Here is a 16,558-nt window from a genome sequence, read left to right as displayed (position 1 = left end):
GGGAGGGTTCACCGGCGGGCGTTGTGGGCCGGTCCGACAGGTGGGGCGGGAATCAGCCGAGCAGGGCGGTACGGACCAGGCGCTGTACGGCCATGGCGTCGTGGCGGGACTGGGCCGCGTGGAGCGCGTCGAGGGGAAGCCGGGCGGCGGCGTCCTCCAGGGAGCGCAGTGTGGCGACGCTCTCCCGGACGGCCTCGCCCGGGTCCTCCCGGTAGGGGAAGAGGTCCAGCTTGAGCGGGTGGGGCCAGTCGATGGTGCGGACGACGTGCAGGAACTCCAGGGTCTCCACCAGGTGGAGGGCGCCGGCCGTCAGGTCGTCGTCCCACTCGCGGTAGTTGTCGTCCACCTCGACATCGACCAGCCGGCCCATGCTGTGCGCGAGGCTGAGGGCCTCGGCCGGGTTCTCCTTGGCGAAGAGGGAGTGGCCGAAGTCCACGACGAGGCCGACGTTGTCGGCGCCCATCTGCTCGATGGCGAGCAGGCTGGCGGCGGCGGTGCTCCAGAAGAGCCGGTTGCGGGGCTCCTTGAGCTTGTACTCGATGGCGAAGGTGACATCGGGGAAGTTACGGGCGACATCACGGATGCCCTCGATGGCGTGCCGCCGCAGGGTCGGGTAGTCCACCTGGAACGGGTAGTCGTAGCCGTCCTGGCCGGGCCAGAACTTGACGTAGCGCGCGTCCAGGGCGCGGGCCACCTCGACCGACTCGTGGGCGAGGTCCGTCGCGGCGCGCCGGATGTCCGGGTCCGCGGAGGTGAAGGACCCGCTGCGGAAGCCGCGGTCGTAGATGACGGGGGTGATGTTGGTGGCGGTCAGACCGTGGGCGGTCAGCGCCGCCTTGACCTGTTCGACGGTCACCCCTTCGTCGAAGGGGTAGTTGAGGTCGAGGCCGGTCAGCTCTTTGGTCCTGGCCGCCAGTTCGATGGTCTCCAGGGTTCCGACCGGCGGGCCGTAGCCGTTGGTGGCGTACCGGTCGATGATGCGGCCGAAGCTCCACATGCCGCCGGCGTAATTCCGCACTGCCACTCGGTCCTCCTGAATTAATATTCAGATGCCGTTGATTGGTGAATGCCGGGAACGTAAGCCGGGGCGCAAAGGCGTGTCAAGGGTATTGCCGGAACGTTTCTCTACCCAACTAAACCGGGCATTCGGCTCGCCTCGCACATCCCTTGACGCATCGGTGGGGGGTGCCTCACTATCGCCCCACATAGACATCAACGCGTGAATGGATATTCACCATGCTTACCGCTGACCCGGCAGCCGCGGCGCGTTATCGCGATCTGCGGAAGGCCACGCGCGACGGCGGAGCGGACGAGACCCTGGAAGTCCTCCGGGCCATGTCCACCGACATCCGTCTGCGGATCGTGACCATGATCGACCGGTCCCAGCTGGGCCACATCGGCGGCGATCTGTCCGTCACCGACATCCTGGTCACGCTCTTCGGGGCCGTACTGGACGTCGATCCCGAGCACCCCCACGACCCGGGCCGGGACCGCTTCATCCTGAGCAAGGGCCACTGCGCCGCCGCCCTCTACTCCACGCTCTCCCACTGCGGCTACTTCCCCGATGCCGAGCTGGACACCTTCATGGCCCCGCTCTCGGCCCTCAACGGCCACCCCAACCGCCGCAAGGTCCCGGGCGTGGAGACCAACACCGGCCCCCTCGGCCACGGCTTCCCGGTCGCCGTCGGCACCGCCCTGGCGGCCCGGCTGCGCGGTGAGAACCGGCGCACCGTGGTCGTCCTCGGCGACGGCGAGATGCAGGAGGGCAGCAACTGGGAGGCGGCCATGACCGCCGGCCACTACGGGCTGACCTCGCTCACCGCGGTCGTCGACCGCAACCGGCTCCAGCAGGGCGCCCGTACCGAGGACACCAAGACGCTGGAGCCGCTGGCCGACAAATGGACCGCCTTCGGCTGGGAGGCCCGCCGTGTCGACGGCCATGACCACGCCCAGCTGCTCGCCGCCTTCGCGCCCTCGGCCACCGGCCGCCCGGTCGCGGTGATCGCGGACACCGTCAAGGGCAAGGGTGTCTCCTTCATGGAGGACCGCGTCGAGTGGCACCACAAGGTGCCCGACCAGCAGCAGGTGCACGCCGCGATCGAGGAGCTGTCCCGTTGACGAACACGATCACCGCCCCCGCGCCCGTCCCCGCCCCCGTTTACGACTGCCGCCAGGTCTTCGCGGAGGAGCTGACCGCCCTGGCCCGTGAGGACTCCCGGGTGGTGGCCGTCTGCAACGACTCCGTCGGCTCCAGCAACCTCACCGGCTTCCGCGACGAGTTCCCCGACCGGCTGATCAACGTCGGCATCGCGGAACAGGACCTCGTCGGCGTCGGCGCCGGCCTGGCCAACGGCGGCCTCATCCCCTTCGTCTCCGCCGCCGGTCCCTTCCTCACCGGGCGGGCGCTGGAGCAGATCAAGGCCGACTGCGCCTACAGCGGGCACAAGGTCGTCCTCTGCGGCCAGAGCCCCGGCATGGCCTACGGAGAGCTGGGCCCCACCCACCACTCCATCGAGGACCTGTCCTGGCTCCGCGCGGTCGCCGACCTGCCCGTGCTCGTGCCCACCGACCGCGAGCAGACCCGCGCCGCCATCCGCTGGGCCTACGCCGCCGAAGGCCCCTGCTACCTGCGGATACCCCGCTTCAAGGTGCCCGACGTCATCCCGCCCGGCGCCCCCTTCGCCCCCGGCCGCGCGGTGACCCTGCGCGAGGGCACCGACGTCACCGTCATCGCCATCGGCACGCTCGTCTCCCGCGCCCTGGACGCGGCCCGGGAGCTGGCCGCCGAGGGCATCTCCGTACGGGTGCTCAACACGCCCTTCGTCGATCCGCTGGACGAGGAGACCGTGCTGCGCGCCGCCGCCGAGACCGGTGCCCTGGTCACCGTCGAGGAGGCCACCCTCAGCGGCGGCCTCGGCGCGGCCGTCGCCTCGCTGGTCAGCCAGCACCGCCCGGTCCCGATGCGGCTCCTCGGCGTCAACGGCTTCGCCCCCACCGGTGACGCCGCCTTCCTGCTGGAACACTTCGGGCTCACCGCCGAGGGCATCCGCCGGGCCGTCCACCAGGTGCTCGCCGCGGCGGTGGTGTGACCGTGGCCCCGGGCCCGCTGCTGCTCGCCGTCGACCAGGGCACCTCCGCCACCAAGGCCCTGCTCGTCGACCCGGCCGGTACGGTGGTCGCCGCCGCCTCCGCCCCGCTGGGCAGTGCCCACCCCCGGCCCGGCTGGGTGGAGCAGTCGGCCGAGGAGATCTGGCAGAGCGTGACCACCGCCGTCCGGGGCTGCCTCGCCGGACAGGACCCGGCCCGGGTCGCGGGCCTCGGGCTCAGCACCCAGCGCGAGTCCCTGCTGCTCTGGGAGCGCGCCACCGGCGAGCCCGCCGGGCCCGTACTCGGCTGGCAGGACCGGCGCACCGCCGCCGGCTGCGCCCGGCTGACCGCCGAGGGCGCGGGCCCGGAGATCCGGGCCACCACCGGACTGCCGCTCGACCCGATGTTCAGCGCGCTGAAGGCCCAGTGGCTGCTGGACACCTACGACCCCGGGCGGGACCGGGCCCGGCGCGGCGAACTCTGTCTGGGCACCGTCGACTCCTGGCTGCTGTGGCGGCTCGGCGGCGGCGCGGCGGGCGGCGAGCACGTCATCGAGGTCGGCAACGCCGCCCGTACTCAACTCCTGGACATCCACCGCCGTACGTGGGACGACGCGCTGCTCGGCCTCTTCGGCGTCCCCCGGCAGGCACTGCCCCGGGTGACCGCCTCCACCGGCCCGTTCCGCCCGGTCCTGGGCCTGGCGCCACTGCGGGACGGCACCCCGGTCGCGGCGGTCCTCGGCGACTCGCACGCCGCCCTGCTGGGCCACGGGGTGTTCCGCCCCGGCCGGGTGAAGGCCACGTACGGCACCGGCTCCTCGGTGATGGGACTCGTCACGGAGCCGGAACGGGCCCTAGCCGGAAGCGAGTTGTGCCTCACCATCGCCTGGGACGACGGCACGCCCGCATACGCCCTGGAAGGCAATATCCGCTCCTCCGGCGCCACCCTGCGCTGGCTGGCCGGGCTCTTCGGACAGAGCGAGGGCGAACTCGCCGCCCGCGCCGCCGAGGACTCCGGCGGCGTCCATCTGGTGCCCGCCTTCGGCGGACTCGCCGCGCCCTGGTGGGACAACGACGCCAGCGGACTGATCAGCGGCCTCACCCTGGGCGCCGGACTGCCCCAACTGGCCCGCGCCGCACTGGAGTCGATCGCCTTCCAGACCGAGGACGTGATCGCGGCCGTGGACCGGGCGGCCGGCCGGGTCTCGGTGATCCTCGCCGACGGCGGCCCCACCGACAACGCCGCCCTGATGCGGCTCCAGGCCGACACCTCCGGCCGGACCGTGGAACGCCCCCGGGTCCGCGACCTGTCCGCGCTCGGCGCCGCCGACCTGGCGGGCACCGCCCTCGGCCTGCTCACCCGCGAGGACCTCGCGGGCCGGGCCCGGGACCGCGACATCCACCGCCCGGCGCTCCCGGAGGCCGACCGGCTGCGGCGTACGGCGGACTGGCACCGCGCGGTGGCCCGCTCCCGGGGGCACGCCACCGGACCCGTGGAGGTGAGCACACCATGAGTCCGCCGGCGCTCCCGCCGGGAACCCCCGACCGGGCCCGGGCCCTTGATCCCGGAGGTTCCCCGGCAGGTCCAACCCGCCCGAACCTCAGTAGTCTTCGGCGGGTGTCCCCTGACCTCACCGGCCATGAGTCGGTCGACAAGCTCCGGCTGATCGTCCGCGTCGCCCGGATGTACCACGAACGCGGCCTGCGCCAGGCGCAGATCGCCGACGCGCTCAACCTCTCGCAGGCCGGCGTGTCCCGGCTGCTGCGCACCGCCGCCTCGCTCGGTGTGGTCCGTACCGTCGTGGTGTCCCCGGAGGGCATCCACAGCGAGCTGGAGGACGCGGTCGCGGAGCGGTACCAGCTGGCGGACGTGGTGATCGTCGAGGGGGACGACTTCCTGGACCACCCCCGCAGCCTGCTGCGGGCGCTCGGTTCGGCGGCGGCCAGCTATCTGGAGACCGCCTTCCGGGCCGGGGACTTCATCGGCGTCTCCACCTGGAGCGAGACCCTGCTGGAGGCGGCCAGCGCCATGCAGCCGGGCAAGCACCAGGTGGCCGACCAGGTGGTGCAGCTGATGGGCGGCATGGGCGACCCGCAGGGACAGGTGCAGGCGACCCGGCTCACCGTACGGCTGGCCCAACTGACCGGCGGCACACCGCTGTTCGTACGGGCCCCCGGGCTGGTCGGCTCGGCCGAGGCCCGGCTGTCGCTGCTGCACGACCCGTCGGTGACCGAGGTCAGCCAGGCGTGGCAGCGGCTCACCGCCGTACTGGTCGGGATAGGGAGCCTGGAGCCGTCACCGCTGCTCCGGCTGAGCGGCAACGCCATCGCGGCGGAGGAGATGGCCCGGCTGCGGTCGCTGGGCGCCGTCGGCGACATCTGCCAGCGCTTCTTCGACGAGAACGGGATCCACGTCGACGCCGGGCTGGGCGAGCGGACCATCGGGATCTCCGTCGACCAACTGCGCACCGTGCCGCGCCGGATCGGCGTCGCGGGCGGGGCCGCGAAGTACCCGGCGGTGCTGGGCGCGGTCCGCGGCCGCTGGATCACCGCCCTGGTCACCGACAGCACCACGGCCCGGCGGCTGGTCGACGAGCCGCAGCCGTAGCGGGCGCCCGGGGGTGGCGTTTGCTACGGCTGCGGCGTTCGGGCCGGACCGGCCGGGAGGCGCGACTGCCCCCGGCCGGACCGGAGTTGTGGGATGCGCCGTTCTGTCACCTCGCGGTCGGCAGCGGCGCCTGCGCCTGTTCGGGTGACTTGGTGTGGTCGCGTACGTAGACAGTGATCCGCGCGCCCCTGACGTGCGTTGTCCCGTCCTCGCGGAAGTGGCGCCGCAGGGTGCGTGTCTTCGCCTCCTCCTGCGGGTTCATGTGCGACTGCCCGCGGAACGGGTCGCGGACCGCGACGATCCGGTCGAACTCCAGCATGCGCGCCGCTATCTCCCGGGCCGGAAGCTCCACACCGGCCAGTGTGTTCGAGGCGACGGGATCCCGGTCCAGGGCCAGATCCGTCAGGGCCCGGGTGTCCTCCGGGTACGCCTCCGTCCAGACCCGGTGCCGGCCGGAGAGATAGATCAGCCCGTCGCCGGGACGGCCCTGCTCCCGTACGGCGGCGCCGATGGCGATGACATCGTCGCCCCGGCTCGCGGGCGTCCGCAGCGAAAGGGTCGTCGGGACGAGCGAGGCCAGGGCGACCACCACCGCGACCCACGCGATACGGGAGGACGGGTGGAGCCGGTGCATATGGTCCATCCAGGCGCCCAGCAGCAACGCGAACCCGATACCGCTGTAGAGCACGTACCGGTCGACATAGAGCGGCTTGACCGGGGCGGCGAGCAGCAGCAGAAGGGTCGGAAGCACCAGGATCGGCAGCGCCAGCACAGGCAGCCGTACGGGCCCCCGCGCCGCCAGCGGCGCCCGGGCACACACCAGTCCCACGGCCACCATGACCAGGAAACCCAGCAGCCGTGTCCCCGGCCAGCCGATCCAGGACACCTGCCCCGACTGCCCCGCACTGCCGACCACCAGCGGCAGCAGCGCCACCACGACGACCGCGGCGGTCACACTCCACGCCCGCAGCACCGGCCGCGGCACCCCGGAGACAAACAGGGTGACACCGTGTGCGACCAGGGCGAGGACCGCGAACTCATGGAGCAGACAGGCGAGCAGCATGGTGGCGCCGTAGAGCGCCCACCGCCACCGGGCGTGCCGCGCGACACCGACGACGAGCGCGTACGTGGCCCAGGTGACCAGGGCGCACACCAGCGCGTACGAGCGGCCCTCCTGCGCGTACCGCTGCATCTGGGGGATGAGCGGAAACACCAGCCCGGCCAGCAGCCCCGCGCGGGGACCCGCCAGCCGCAGCCCCAGCAGCCCGACTCCGGCCGCCGCCAGGGCCATCGCCAGCACCGACGGCAGTCGCAGCGTCAGCAGCCCGCCGCCGAAGACGCCGTAGAGCCCGTGCATCAGGGCGTAGTGGAGCGCATGGACCAGATCGACGTGCTGGGCGGTGAGCCAGATCTCCGACAGCTCGCGGTGGGCGAGCTGGTACGTGACGGACTCGTCCCCCCACATGCTGTTCTGTCTGCGGATGCCCCAGAGCCCGAGCACCACGGTCAGCAGCGCGGGCGCGAGGGCGACCACCGCCCCGGACAGGCGCGGTACGTAGGCACGGGCGGGTACGGGAGGAGCGGGTACGGGAGGAGCGAGCGTCCGGACCGCGGCGGGGGCGCGTTCATCAAGGGACATCGGGGGCAGAGCCTTTCAGCGGCGGCGAGGACACACCCCGCGCCTTCCGCGGCGGCGAGGAAACACCCCGCCAGGGTGCCCGGACGTCGTTGACCGTTTCCTGATCCAACCTGACCGGAAGGTCAGGAAGGTGTGCGGGCACTGTGCGAAGCTGCACAACATGCGCATCCTGGTGGTCGAAGACGAGGTGGACCTCGCACACACACTGCGCACCGGTCTGACCGCGGAGGGCTACAGTGTCGATCTCGCCCATGACGGCCGCCAGGGTCTGTGGATGGCCCGGAACGGCGAATACGCCGTCGTCGTACTGGACTTGATGCTGCCCGGACTCAACGGCTACAAGGTCTGCGCCCAGCTGCGCCGGGAGGGCGACACCACGCCCATCCTGGTGCTCACCGCGAAGGACGGGGAATGGGACCAGGCGGAGGCCCTGGACACCGGGGCCGACGACTACCTGGCCAAACCCTTCTCCTACGTGGTGCTCGTCGCCCGGCTGCGGGCCCTGGTGCGGCGGGCCGCCACGACCGCCCCGCCCGTCCTCGCCGTGGGCGACCTCTCGGTGGATGTCGCCGCCCGGGTCTGCCGCCGGGCCGGCACCCGGGTGGAGCTGACGCCCCGGGAGTTCGCCGTACTGGAGATGCTGGCCCGGCGGGCGGGCCAGGCGGTCTCCAAGTCCGATCTGCTGTACCACGCGTGGCCCGACGAGGCATGGGACCCGAACCTGGTCGAGGCGCGCGTCAGCGCCCTGCGCAAGAAGGTGGACTCCGCGTTCGGCCGGAGGTCCCTCCAGACCGTACGCGGGACCGGCTACCGGCTGGTCGACGACCGCGAACAGGACGACCGTGAGCAGGGCGACCGTGAACGTGACGACCGAGAACAGGGCGACCGTGAACGCGGCTGAGCCGCGCCGCCGCTGGTGGCCGCGTTCCGTACGGGCCCGCGCCGCCCTGGCCGCCGCCGCTGCCGCCGCCGTCGTCCTGATGAGCATCGGCTGGTGGGTGCACCGCGAGGTGTACCGCCAGAGCATGGAGATCACCGAGTCCCAGGCCCAGGAACAGCTCTGGTCCCTCGTCGACCAGCTGAACGAGGGGCGGATACCCGTCGACAGAAGCGCCGTGCCGTACGAGATCGTCGCGACCGGCCGGCGCTCCGCCGTCGCCTACGGCGGAGGCATGGCGGACTTCGACCCCGGCACCCGCCATGTACTGCCCGCCCCGGCGGAGGCGAGAGCGTCCGGGGGCTGGACGATCGCCCCCCTCCGTCTGCCGGAGCGCCGCGACTACAACCCCCGCGACCGGTTCGAACTGGCCGGCGGCACCTACATGGGCATGCACACCGATGTCAGTGCCCGTGACCTCGGCGCCGCCAAGGCCATCACCCTGGGCGTCGCCGCCGACTCCACCCTGCGGGTCTATGTGGTGATGTCCCCGCACACGGCCGAGACGATCGCCGCCACCACGGACGGACTGCTGCTGCGGGCCGGGCTCGTCGGTCTCGTACTGATCGCCGCCGTCGCCTACTTCGCCGTCCGGATCGCGCTGCGGCCGGTCGAGGCCATCCGGGTCCTCACCGCCTCGGTCACCGCGAGCGACCCCCGGGAACGGGTCGTCGTCCCCGCCACCGGACACGAGATCGCCGCCCTGGCCACCACCATCAACACCACCCTCCAGCGCCTTGAGAGCGCCGCCGCCCAGCAGCGCCGCTTCGTCGCGGACGCCGCCCACGAGCTGCGCAGCCCCCTCACCACCCTGCTGGCCAGCCTGGAAGTCGCGCTCGCCTACCCGGAGCGCACCGACTGGCCGGCCGCGGCCACCACCGCCGCGCGGCAGACCCGCCGCCTCCAGGCGCTGGCCGAGGACCTGCTGCTGCTCGCCCGCCTCGACACCCGCACCCCGGCGGTCCGCACGAGCACCGTCGACCTGGGGGCCCTGGCCTCCCGCCTGACCGAGCAGTACCCCCTCACCGAGCGGTCGTTGGCCCTCGACTGCGACTCGACGGGACCCGTCCCCGTACAAGGAAATCCGGACGAGTGCGAGCGGCTGCTGCGCAACCTCATCGACAACGCCACCCGCCATGCCGCGCACCGCGTCCAGATCACCGTACGGAACGAGGACGGCTGGGTCGTCCTCACCGTGCACGACGACGGGCCGGGGGTGCCCACCGAGGACGCCGAGCGTGTTTTCGAGCGCTTCGTCCGGCTCGACGACGCCCGCTCGCGCGACCGCGGGGGTACGGGCCTGGGCCTGGCCATCGCCCGCGACCTGGCCCACCGCCATAGCGGCACACTCACACTGGCCCCGCGGACGCTGGGAGCGTGCTTCCTGCTGCGCGTCCCGGCGGCGCCTGACGACGCTCCCGTCGAGGGAGCCCTTGCTTCTTGAATCGAAGAGTATCAATATAGAAGTATGTCGAAACAAGAGCTTGTGGTGCTCGGCCAGGACTGCGATGCCGACACCGATACTGGCGACGGATGCTGCCCCGCGCTGCTGGACGCCCCGCTGGACGAGGCGCAGGCCGCGGATCTGGCGAAGGTGTTCAAGGCGCTGGGCGACCCGGTGCGGCTGCGGCTGCTGTCGATGATCGCCTCCCGCGCCGGTGGCGAGGTCTGTGTCTGTGACCTCACACCGGCCTTCGATCTGGCCCAGCCGACGATCTCCCACCATCTCAAACTGCTCAAGCAGGCCGGGCTCATCGACTCGGAGCGGCGCGGGACATGGGTGTACTACCGGCCGCTTCCGCAGATGACCGACCGGCTCGCGGCGGTCCTCACCCGCCCCGCCGGGGCTTCGGCGGCGGAGTCCCCGTCGGCGGAGTCCCCGTCGGCCGGGTCCGGGTCGTGAGGCGGCTCTCGTTCCTGGACCGCTTCCTCGCCGTGTGGATTCTGCTCGCGATGGCCGGCGGCCTCGGGCTGGGGCGGCTGGTGCCCGGCCTCGGGGACGCCCTCGCGGGGGTCACCGTCACCGGTGTCTCGCTGCCCATCGCGCTCGGGCTGCTGGTGATGATGTACCCGGTGCTCGCGAAGGTCCGTTACGACCGGCTGGACACCGTCACCCGCGACCGGCGCCTCATCGTGCCGTCCCTCGTCCTGAACTGGATCGTCGGCCCGGCTCTGATGTTCGCGCTGGCCTGGGCCTTTCTGCCGGATCTGCCCGAGTACCGTACCGGCCTGATCATCGTCGGCCTGGCGCGCTGTATCGCGATGGTGATCATCTGGAACGATCTCGCGGGCGGCGACCGCGAGTCCGCCGCCGTCCTTGTCGCGCTGAACTCGGTGTTCCAGGTGGTCGCGTTCGCCGGGCTGGGCTGGTTCTACCTGAGTGTGCTGCCGGGGTGGCTCGGTCTGGAGCGGACCGCGCTCGATGTCTCCGTGTGGGAGATCGCGCGCTCCGTGCTGATCTTCCTCGGCATTCCGCTGCTGGCCGGGTACGCCACCCGCCGCCTGGGCGAGCGGGCCAGGGGGCGCGCCTGGTACGAGGCGCGGCTGCTGCCCCGGATCGGGCCGTTCGCGCTGTACGGGCTGCTGTTCACCGTCGTCGTACTCTTCGCGCTCCAGGGCGACGCCATCACCGCGCGCCCCCTGGATGTCGTACGGATCGCGCTGCCGCTGCTGGTGTACTTCGCGGTGATGTGGGCCGGGTCCCTGGCGGTCGGCCGGGCGGTCGGGCTGGACCATCCGAAGGCGACGACACTGGCGTTCACGGCGGCGGGCAACAACTTCGAACTCGCCATCGCGGTCGCCATCGCCTCCTTCGGCGCGGCCTCGGGCCAGGCGCTCGCGGGGGTGGTGGGACCGCTCATCGAAGTGCCGGTCCTGATCGGGCTGGTCCATGTCGGGCTCGCCGCCCGGCGCTTCTTTCCCCGTACCGTACCGACGGCCGGGCAGGCCGTTCTCCCGGAAGGTTCCGCCCATGTCTGAGTCCGCTTCAGAGCCTGTGCCCGAGTCCGAGTCCGAGTCCGAGTCCGAGTCCGAGTCCGAGTCCTCGTCCGTCACCGTGTCCGGGTCCTCGAAGCCGTCCGTGCTCTTCGTGTGTGTGCACAACGCGGGCCGCTCGCAGATGGCCGCCGCCTATCTCACCCATCTCTCCGAGGGACGGGTCGAGGTACGGTCGGCCGGGTCCGTACCGGCCGACGCCGTGAACCCGGCCGCCGTCGCGGCCATGGCGGAGGCCGGTATCGACATGTCCGCCGAGACGCCGAAGACACTGACCGTCGACGCCGTGCGGGCGTCCGACGTGGTGATCACCATGGGCTGCGGCGACACCTGCCCGGTCTTCCCCGGCAAGACGTACCTCGACTGGAGCCTCGACGACCCGGCGGGCCGGGGCATCGACGCCGTACGCCCCATCCGCGACGAGATCGAGCGACGTGTCCGCGGCCTGCTGGCCGACCTCGGTGTCCCACCGTGTTTCTGACCGTGCGTCAGGACTGCTGACGCACCACCACTCGTTGGTGCTGCGACTTCGCGCCGGTGGATTCGGTGTCGGCGGTGAACCGCCAGCGCCAGCTGCCGGTGGTCTTCGCGGTGACCGTGGTGTGCAGCCGTCCGGCGCTGTCGGTGGTGACCGTCTTGACGGGCTTGAACTTCTTGGTGCCGGACTTGCGGAACTGGAGGGCGACGGGCCGGCCCGCGTATCCCTCCCAGGAGTTGGTGTCCCAGTTGGCCCGTTGGAGTCGGCCCGAGAGGGTGAGTTTGCCGCCCTTGCCGACCGGGCGGGGCGTGGCCTCCAAGGACTGGAGCGTGGCGTGCCGCTTGACGTGGAGCAGTTTGCCCGGTGACAGGCGGTGGGAATCGCCGTTCACGGCAACGGCCTTGGCCGTGAAGCGCCAGGCGCCCGCCGCGCTGTTCCGCAGATTCCCCGGGTCCGTACCCTTCGGCCAGAGCGGGAAGAAGATCCGGCACTGGACGGTGATCGCGCTCCGCGCCTTGCAGGTGGTGCTGGAGGCGGGGATGACCAGCCCGTCGGGGCCCGTCAGTTTGGTGCCGATGACGCGGTCGATCCCGGAGTTGTCCGTGGCGGTCAGGGAGACGGTGACCCCTGTCTTGAGGTCGGCTCCGACGCCGGTGGCCGGCTTGACGGTGACGGATGTGATGCGGGTGTCTCCCACGGCCGTGTCGGCGTGGACGGTGGGCGCCACGGTGCCGATGAGGACCAGGGGAGCGAGGGCGACGACCACGGTGTGACGCGCGCGCATGCTACTCCTAGGGGTCGAGGGGCCGGATCCATGGTCTGTCCGGATGTGGGGGAGACTCACGAGGGCGCCGCGGGGTTGTATGGCGCGGCTTCGGCGGCTTCGGCGGCCTCTGCGGCTTCGGCGGCTTCTGCGTCGATGGTCCTGGCCTCCGCGCGGCAGGCCGATGCTTCCGTGTCCTGCCCGGTCAGGCGCAGTGCGTCGGCGAGGATCCGCAGGCGGGTGGCGGTCAGCAGGCTGTGCGTGTACGGGGCGGTCCCGGTCAGCCGGCGGGTGATCGCCAGCGCCTCACGGCCGCTCGCCACGGCGGCGTCCGCGCTTCCGGTGTCGCGTTGGCGGATGCTGAGGTTCGCCAGGACCCGGGCCAACTCCGTTTCGTGGAGCAGCGGATCGCGTGCGGCGGTGCGGCGGTACACGGCGACGCTCTCCGCGGTGGCCGCCACGGACTCCTGGCGGGCGCCGTCCTCCTCGTACCGGTACGCCAGGTCGTCCAGCGCCGCGGCGAGGTGGGGTTCGTACTTCTCGGGGTCGGCGGGGGCGAGCCGGGCGCAGAGGTCCGCCAGCTCCTTCAGGGCCGACAACTCCGCCGCCGCCTCGGCCAGTTCACCGAGGTGATGGGAGAGACACTCCAGCGCCAGGACGAGCCCGTGCTCCCCGGTGGCCCGGTCGTGCCCGATCAGTGTGCGGGCCGCGGCGACGGCCTCCTCGGCGGCCTCACGCGCCGCCGGCAGATCATCGGTCGCGCCGTGGCACCAGGCCAGGTCGATCAGGAGCTGGACGCGCTGCGGCAGGAACGCGGGGTAGAGGCGCAGAATGGGAGGGTCGGTGTCCGCCCGGGCCTTGGTGCCGGCCTCGATGGCCTCGTCGAACCGGCCGAGGCCACGCAGCGCGGTGGCCAGCTCCGTCAGCGCGACGATCTTCAGGCGCGCCTGGCTCAGCGCCTGCCGCGGCGGCATGTCCCGCAGCAGGGCGACACACTCCTGATAGGCGACCACCGCCTCCGCCGTGCGGTCGAGACGATCCAGTATCCACCCTTGGGTGCGCAGCGCGTTGACGGTGTGTTCCCTCGGCCGGTCCTCGCGCGGCCGGTCCTCGCGCGGCCGGTCCTCACGCCGCGGTACGGCGTTCCGGTACGCGGCCACACTCTCCTCCACCGCCACCAGGGCCTCGTCGAGCCGGCCCGCCCCCATCAGGGCCTTGGCGCGGACGTGCAGTGTGTAGCCGGTCCGGGCCGGCGACTCCGCCACCGCCGCGATCGCCTCTTCGTAACGGCCGCTCTCGCACAGGGCGTTGGCGTGGAGCGCGAGCGCGTGGCACAGACCGTCCCGGCGCCGGGGAAGCCGGCGGTACACCACGACCGCTTCACCGGACCACGCCAGCCGCCGCGCGACGGCCGGCTCGTTCCGCCACATCCACCCCGGTGCGACGCACCGCAGCAGCGCGGCGCCCAGCAGGGCGTCACCGGGCCGCCCACCCCACCGTGCCACCCAACGCGCCCCGGGCAGCAGTACGCGTAAAACCCCCATGAGACCCCCCGGCGGAATCATGCGCGTCCCGGACAGGACCGGTCAATGACCTCGGGGCGCGTACATGATGACGGCCATCCCGGCGAGGCAGACGAGGGCGCCGATGACATCGAAGCGGTCGGGCCGGTAGCCGTCGGCGACCATGCCCCAGCCGATCGAACCCGCCACGAAGATGCCACCGTACGCGGCGAGGATACGGCCGAAGTTCTCATCGCTCTGGAAGGTGGCCACCACCCCGTACAGCCCCAGCGCGATCACACCCGCGCCGATCCAGATCCACCCCTTGTGCTCACGAATGCCCTGCCAGACGAGCCAGGCGCCTCCGATCTCGAACAGTGCGGCGACGGCGAACAGGGCGAGGGAGCGGGCCACGAGCACGGCGGAGGTCTTTCCGGTAGGGGGACGAATGGGGAAAGTGTGTCAGGCGGCCGGGCCGAAGAGGCGGACGTGACCGCCCCGGCAGGCTGACGGCGGCCCTGATGGCGCCCGCGTAGGATCACGTCCGACAGAGCGGAGCGGAACCGCCGTGCGAGGAGAGGCTGTTATGGGCGAGGACGAGGCCGGGGCGCAGGGTGGCGAGCGCCATGAGCTGATGGCGAAGGACACCAACGGGGACGGCAAGGCGGATGTCTGGTTCCTCGACACCGACGGGGACGGCAAGCCGGACGTGCTCCAGTTCGACACGGACGGCGACGGCGAGGTGGACGTGACGATCCTGGACGTCGACGACGACGGAAACACGGCGACGGTCCAGGGCGACGGGGGCTACCCCGCGCACAAGGACTGACACCGGTCCGACACCGCGCCGGGAAGCCGTCGGGGCCGGCGGCTCCCGTACTCCCACAGCGGCTTCAGGCCGCCGTGGGGGGCGGCGTGTGGCGGGCGGCGGGGGAAGTCAGGTCGCGGGTGCGTACATGTCGCGCAGCTTGCGCAGCTCACCGCCGACTTCCGGGTGCAGTTCGTTGAGGATCTCCACCTTGCCCCCGATGGCCCACTTCGGGCCCACGAGGTAGGTGCCGCCGTACATGCTCGCGGTGTCCAGCCAGATGTCCTTGAACTTCTCCTCCGGGAACGTCGTCACGATCCACTTGCCCCGTGTGGTGACGCACACGCCCTCGCGGAGTTCGTCGGCCTCGATACGGATCGTGGCTTCGCAGCCGGTCAGGGCGGCGATCTTCTCGATGTTCGCGGGGGCGGGTGCCGCCGTGGGGGTGGGCGGCGGTGTGGTGGACGGGGCGGACGCGCCGCTCGTGCCGCTCTTGGAGCGGGCGTCGGGCGGTGTGCCGGCCTCGTCCGCCGAGCAGCCCACCGCGAGGGGGGCGAGCAGGAGCGCGGTGAGCAGGGCGGCGATGCGCGCGCGGTGGGGACGGGCTGCCGTCACAGGTCGTCCTTCGGGTCGGTCCGGTCGGTTGGGGCTCGTGTGGGCTTGCGCCTCGTCACGTATGTACGGGGCGCGGCCGCGCTCCGTTCACGGCCCGGCCGCACGGCCCGCCGCACACCGTCCGCGCCCTACCACGGACCCCCGCCGGGACCATCGCCCCGTCCCGGCCAAATACCGGACTCCGATTCGCAGTTGGCGGACGTTTGGACGTGCATTCGAGCTGAGATGTCGTTTAGGTTGGGCACCGCATGGCCAGGTCCCATGTCCCGTTTCCACAGGAGGCGCTCCCGTGTCCGATCGTGACCCCAGTGTTGAGTCGTCCGCCGCCATCCGGGCGCGGATCGACACCGGAAAGCCGCATTCCGCGCGCTTCTGGAACTACTTCGTGGGCGGCAAGGACAACTACGACGTCGACCGCGCCGTGGGCGATCAGATCAAGGAGATCTTCCCCGGTCTGGTCGATGTGGCCCGCACCAGCCGTTACTTCCTCGGCCGCGCGGTCCGCCACCTCGCCGTGGACCAGGGCGTCCGGCAGTTCCTGGACATCGGTACGGGCCTGCCGACCGCCGACAACACCCACGAGGTCGCCCAGCGCCTCGCCCCGGACGCGCGGATCGTGTACGTCGACAACGACCCCCTGGTCCTCGCACACGCCCGGGCGCTGCTGACGAGCACACCCGAGGGCCGGACGGACTACCTCGACGCCGACCTCTACGACCCGGCCGCGATCCTCAAGGCCGCCGCGGGCACGCTCGATCTCTCGCAGCCGGTCGCGCTCATGATCCTCAACACGCTCGGCCATGTCGCCGACTACGAGCAGGCCCGTTCGCTGGTCTCGCAGCTCATGGCCGGTCTGCCGACCGGCAGTTACCTGGTGATCAGCGACTCGACCTCCACCAGCGCGGGCATGATCGCCGCCTCGGACGCGTACAACGCGAGCGGCGCCGTGCCGTACTACGTCCGCAGTGTCGAGGAGATCGGCGGCTTCTTCGACGGTCTCGAACTGGCGGAGCCGGGCATCGCGCAGGTCACGCGGTGGCGCCCGGAGACGGACGGATCCGACGGCTCGGACGGTACGGCGCCCGAGGTGGACGCCTACTGCGGCGTCGGCCGCAAGCCGTAGCCGCA

General features: G+C 71.9%; 17 protein-coding genes. 11 read left to right on the top strand and 6 right to left on the bottom strand.

What is annotated here, in order from left to right; all coding sequences use genetic code 11:
• Nucleotides 1-52: 52 nt before the first annotated feature.
• Entirely contained in the window at nt 53-1,024 is a 972-nt protein-coding gene (locus DVK44_RS08190; protein WP_228447043.1) for a sugar phosphate isomerase/epimerase family protein, read from the bottom strand.
• A gap of 212 nt (nt 1,025-1,236) precedes the next feature.
• Between DVK44_RS08190 and DVK44_RS08185 the strand changes: the two genes are divergently transcribed.
• The 4 genes from DVK44_RS08185 (at nt 1,237) to DVK44_RS08170 (ending at nt 5,694) form a co-directional block, all read left to right on the top strand.
• Entirely contained in the window at nt 1,237-2,118 is an 882-nt protein-coding gene (locus DVK44_RS08185) for a transketolase (RefSeq protein ID WP_114659046.1), read from the top strand.
• On the top strand, nt 2,115-3,089 hold the full coding sequence (locus DVK44_RS08180; protein ID WP_228447042.1) for a transketolase family protein: 975 nt from the start codon (nt 2,115-2,117) through the stop codon (nt 3,087-3,089). Before DVK44_RS08185 ends, DVK44_RS08180 begins: the two co-directional genes overlap by 4 nt.
• Entirely contained in the window at nt 3,086-4,600 is a 1,515-nt protein-coding gene (locus tag DVK44_RS08175) for an FGGY family carbohydrate kinase (protein ID WP_228447041.1), read from the top strand. Before DVK44_RS08180 ends, DVK44_RS08175 begins: the two co-directional genes overlap by 4 nt.
• Nucleotides 4,601-4,704: 104 nt before the next feature.
• Nucleotides 4,705-5,694, top strand: coding sequence for a sugar-binding transcriptional regulator (locus DVK44_RS08170; RefSeq protein WP_228447040.1), 990 nt, complete (start codon nt 4,705-4,707; stop codon nt 5,692-5,694).
• Nucleotides 5,695-5,800: 106 nt separating this feature from the next.
• Here DVK44_RS08170 and DVK44_RS08165 read toward each other — a convergent pair whose 3' ends face one another.
• Complete coding sequence (locus DVK44_RS08165) at nt 5,801-7,333, bottom strand: glycosyltransferase family 39 protein (RefSeq protein WP_114659044.1); 1,533 nt, start codon at nt 7,331-7,333, stop codon at nt 5,801-5,803.
• A gap of 160 nt (nt 7,334-7,493) precedes the next feature.
• On the opposite strand from DVK44_RS08165, the gene DVK44_RS08160 reads away from it, so the two are divergent.
• The 5 genes from DVK44_RS08160 to DVK44_RS08140 all read left to right on the top strand — a co-directional run bounded on the left by DVK44_RS08160 (nt 7,494) and on the right by DVK44_RS08140 (nt 11,745).
• Nucleotides 7,494-8,234 carry a response regulator transcription factor gene (locus DVK44_RS08160; RefSeq protein WP_228447039.1) on the top strand — a complete coding sequence of 247 codons (741 nt, stop codon included), beginning with the start codon at nt 7,494-7,496 and terminating at the stop codon, nt 8,232-8,234.
• On the top strand, nt 8,221-9,714 hold the full coding sequence (locus tag DVK44_RS08155; RefSeq protein WP_114664990.1) for a sensor histidine kinase: 1,494 nt from the start codon (nt 8,221-8,223) through the stop codon (nt 9,712-9,714). Before DVK44_RS08160 ends, DVK44_RS08155 begins: the two co-directional genes overlap by 14 nt.
• A 24-nt stretch (nt 9,715-9,738) precedes the next feature.
• Entirely contained in the window at nt 9,739-10,173 is a 435-nt protein-coding gene (locus DVK44_RS08150; protein WP_114659043.1) for an ArsR/SmtB family transcription factor, read from the top strand.
• Nucleotides 10,170-11,249, top strand: coding sequence for an ACR3 family arsenite efflux transporter (gene arsB, locus DVK44_RS08145; protein ID WP_114659042.1), 1,080 nt, complete (start codon nt 10,170-10,172; stop codon nt 11,247-11,249). The genes DVK44_RS08150 and arsB overlap by 4 nt, the downstream gene beginning before the upstream one ends.
• Nucleotides 11,250-11,325: 76 nt before the next feature.
• Complete coding sequence (locus tag DVK44_RS08140) at nt 11,326-11,745, top strand: arsenate reductase ArsC (protein WP_228447581.1); 420 nt, start codon at nt 11,326-11,328, stop codon at nt 11,743-11,745.
• 7 nt (nt 11,746-11,752) lie between these two features.
• Here DVK44_RS08140 and DVK44_RS08135 read toward each other — a convergent pair whose 3' ends face one another.
• The 3 genes from DVK44_RS08135 to DVK44_RS08125 all read right to left on the bottom strand — a co-directional run bounded on the left by DVK44_RS08135 (nt 11,753) and on the right by DVK44_RS08125 (nt 14,427).
• A complete protein-coding gene (locus tag DVK44_RS08135; RefSeq protein WP_114659040.1) occupies nt 11,753-12,526 on the bottom strand; it encodes a hypothetical protein in 774 nt (257 codons plus the stop codon).
• A gap of 56 nt (nt 12,527-12,582) precedes the next feature.
• Complete coding sequence (locus tag DVK44_RS08130) at nt 12,583-14,010, bottom strand: tetratricopeptide repeat protein (RefSeq protein ID WP_162793717.1); 1,428 nt, start codon at nt 14,008-14,010, stop codon at nt 12,583-12,585.
• 81 nt (nt 14,011-14,091) lie between these two features.
• Nucleotides 14,092-14,427 (bottom strand): YnfA family protein, encoded by a 336-nt coding sequence (locus DVK44_RS08125; RefSeq protein ID WP_114659038.1) that lies wholly within the window; start codon nt 14,425-14,427, stop codon nt 14,092-14,094.
• 166 nt (nt 14,428-14,593) lie between these two features.
• Between DVK44_RS08125 and DVK44_RS08120 the strand changes: the two genes are divergently transcribed.
• Nucleotides 14,594-14,836: a hypothetical protein gene (locus DVK44_RS08120; RefSeq protein ID WP_114659037.1), complete on the top strand. Its 243-nt coding sequence runs from the start codon at nt 14,594-14,596 to the stop codon at nt 14,834-14,836.
• 108 nt (nt 14,837-14,944) lie between these two features.
• Here the strand turns inward: DVK44_RS08120 and DVK44_RS08115 are convergent, their stop codons facing one another.
• A complete protein-coding gene (locus tag DVK44_RS08115; protein WP_114659036.1) occupies nt 14,945-15,430 on the bottom strand; it encodes a hypothetical protein in 486 nt (161 codons plus the stop codon).
• Between the two features lie 289 nt (nt 15,431-15,719).
• Between DVK44_RS08115 and DVK44_RS08110 the strand changes: the two genes are divergently transcribed.
• Nucleotides 15,720-16,553: an SAM-dependent methyltransferase gene (locus DVK44_RS08110; protein ID WP_114659035.1), complete on the top strand. Its 834-nt coding sequence runs from the start codon at nt 15,720-15,722 to the stop codon at nt 16,551-16,553.
• Nucleotides 16,554-16,558 lie beyond the last annotated feature (5 nt).

Origin of the sequence: Streptomyces paludis (assembly GCF_003344965.1) — a bacterium.
GTDB lineage: Bacteria > Actinomycetota > Actinomycetes > Streptomycetales > Streptomycetaceae > Streptomyces > Streptomyces paludis.
Note: the sequence above shows the minus strand (reverse complement) of the source record. Positions and strands in the feature narration are given on the sequence as shown.